Raw genomic sequence first — 2,106 nt, 5'->3', positions numbered from 1 at the left:
GGGGGTCTCGATGCGCGGCCTTGCTTGGAAGGGCTTGGCTGCGCTCCGCTTTCCCAGGGTGGTCGAGTAGCCCGCGAACGTAGTGAGCGAGCGTATCGAGACCCGCGCACTCACCCCGTCGGACAGGCAGAGGAGCCGCCGGTCAAACCTGGACGGCCGCTCGACCGACGCTCCCGAGTAACCTGAATCCGGCAGGTGCCGCCGCCGGTACGGGCGAGCGGCCTGATCGACGAGACGAAGTGGGAGCTGATGGCAACACGCGCCGAGGGCATCGATCCGGTGGTTCGAGACCGACTGGTGTGCCCCCAGGATCTGGGCGAACTGATCAATGCGGGAGATGAGCTCTATAACCCGCGCCTGCGGGTCGCCTATGCCATCGATGAGCACGGCATCCCGAACATGTTGATCGACGACGCGCGCTCGGTGACCGACGAGGAGCACCGGCGCTTCACTGCAAAGGACGCGTGAGCACCACCGTGGAACAGAACATCCTGGACGACCTGATCTGGCGGGGCCTGATCGGACAGACCACCGACCTGGACGCACTCCGCGCGGCGCTGGAACAGCCGATCTCGCTGTACGCCGGTTTCGACCCGACTGCCGCGAGCCTGCACGCCGGACACCTCGTGCCGCTGCTGACGTTGCGGCGGTTCCAGCTCGCGGGCCATCGTCCCGTCGTCCTGTCCGGCGGAGCGACCGGACTCATCGGTGACCCGCGCGATGTGGGCGAGCGGACGATGAACCCGGCCGACACGGTCGCAGACTGGGCGGACAAGATCGTCGGCCAGCTCCAACGCTTCGTTACGATCGACGACTCCGCCCACGGCGCAGTGCTGGTCAACAATTACGAGTGGACCGGACCGATGACCACCATCGAGTTCCTCCGCGACGTCGGCAAGCACTTCTCGGTCAATGTGATGCTGGCCCGAGACACGGTGAAGCGACGCTTGGAGTCCGACGGCATCAGCTACACCGAGTTCAGCTACCTGCTCCTGCAGTCCAACGACTACCTCCAGCTGTTCCGCCGGTACGGCTGTGTCCTGCAGATCGGCGGATCCGACCAGTGGGGCAACATCGTCGGCGGTGTGGACCTGATCCGCAAGGTCGATGCCGGCGCCGCGCACGCGCTCACCGTTCCGCTGGTGACTTCCGCCGACGGCAAGAAATTCGGCAAGTCGACCGGAGGCGGCAGTGTCTGGCTCGACCCCGAACTCACCAGCCCGTACTCCTGGTACCAGTACTTCGTGAACACGGCCGACGCTGACGTCGTCAAGTTCCTCAAGTGGTTCACCTTCCTGAGCCGTGACGAGATCGAGGAGCTCGAACAGCTCACCGCCGAGAAGCCGCACCTGCGGACGGCGCAGAAGCGACTGGCCCAAGAACTGACCACCCTCATCCACGGCGCCGATCAGACGGCCGCCGCGGAGCTCGCGAGCCAGGCACTGTTCGGTCGTGCGGAGCTGTCCGGTCTGGATGAGGCGACCCTCGCGGCCGCGCTCGGGGAGACCGGCGTCGCGCAGTTCGACGCGGGCAGCACTCCCACCATCGTCGAACTGCTCGTCGAGTCCGGACTGGCCACGGGCAACAAGGCGGCCCGCCGCGCGATCGACGAGGGTGGCGCGTACGTGAACAACACCAAGGTCACCGATGCGGACTGGACGCCGGCCGGCGACGACCTGCTCTTCGGGAAGTGGTTGGTGCTGCGTCGAGGAAAGAAGACCTTCGCCGGTGCCAAGATCGGCTCCTGATCCGGCTTAGTCGCGCTGACCTGGCGATTTGTCCTCGCCGCCGCGGTGTGTGTACATTCTTTCAGGTCAGCGCGACAAGCGCTGGCAAGCGAAATTCCTTCCGGTCAGCGGGTTTGCTCCTGCGGATCGGGTCGGGGTAGAGTAGCGGTCCTGCGCCTGGTGGCAGTCTTGAAAACTTCTTGGAAGGTTCGAGACGCTGCGAGTTGCGGAGGAAGTTCCGGCCTGGTAGGTTGGGAAGGTCGCCTCGGAGACGGGGTGGTGAATGAAAATTTCAGATGTCTGCTGGAGTTCGGCCTGGTTGTTGCTGGGTTGGTGCTGGTGGGTGTGTGTTCTTTGAGAACTCGATAGTGTGTTTTGG

3 protein-coding genes are annotated in these 2,106 nt (G+C 64.8%); 2 read left to right on the top strand and 1 reads right to left on the bottom strand.

Going from position 1 to position 2,106, the window contains the following annotated elements:
• Positions 1-249 precede the first annotated feature (249 nt).
• Positions 250-468 (top strand): Trm112 family protein, encoded by a 219-nt coding sequence (locus AAFO60_RS19315; protein WP_347957933.1) that lies wholly within the window; start codon positions 250-252, stop codon positions 466-468.
• Positions 469-476: 8 nt separating this feature from the next.
• Complete coding sequence (tyrS, locus tag AAFO60_RS19310) at positions 477-1,748, top strand: tyrosine--tRNA ligase (RefSeq protein ID WP_432211730.1); 1,272 nt, start codon at positions 477-479, stop codon at positions 1,746-1,748.
• A gap of 66 nt (positions 1,749-1,814) precedes the next feature.
• On the opposite strand, the gene AAFO60_RS19305 is transcribed toward tyrS, so the two are convergent.
• On the bottom strand, positions 1,815-2,106 hold a 292-nt coding region (locus AAFO60_RS19305), incomplete at its 5' end, for a hypothetical protein (protein WP_347957871.1).

The organism is Gordonia aichiensis (assembly GCF_039946255.1).
GTDB lineage: Bacteria > Actinomycetota > Actinomycetes > Mycobacteriales > Mycobacteriaceae > Gordonia > Gordonia aichiensis_A.
Note: the sequence above shows the minus strand (reverse complement) of the source record. Positions and strands in the feature narration are given on the sequence as shown.

Excerpts from the sequence above, each read along its gene's own strand:
- AAFO60_RS19315 (WP_347957933.1), top strand. The coding sequence starts at position 250 with ATGGCAACACGCGCCGAGGGCATCGATCCGGTGGTTCGAGACCGACTG.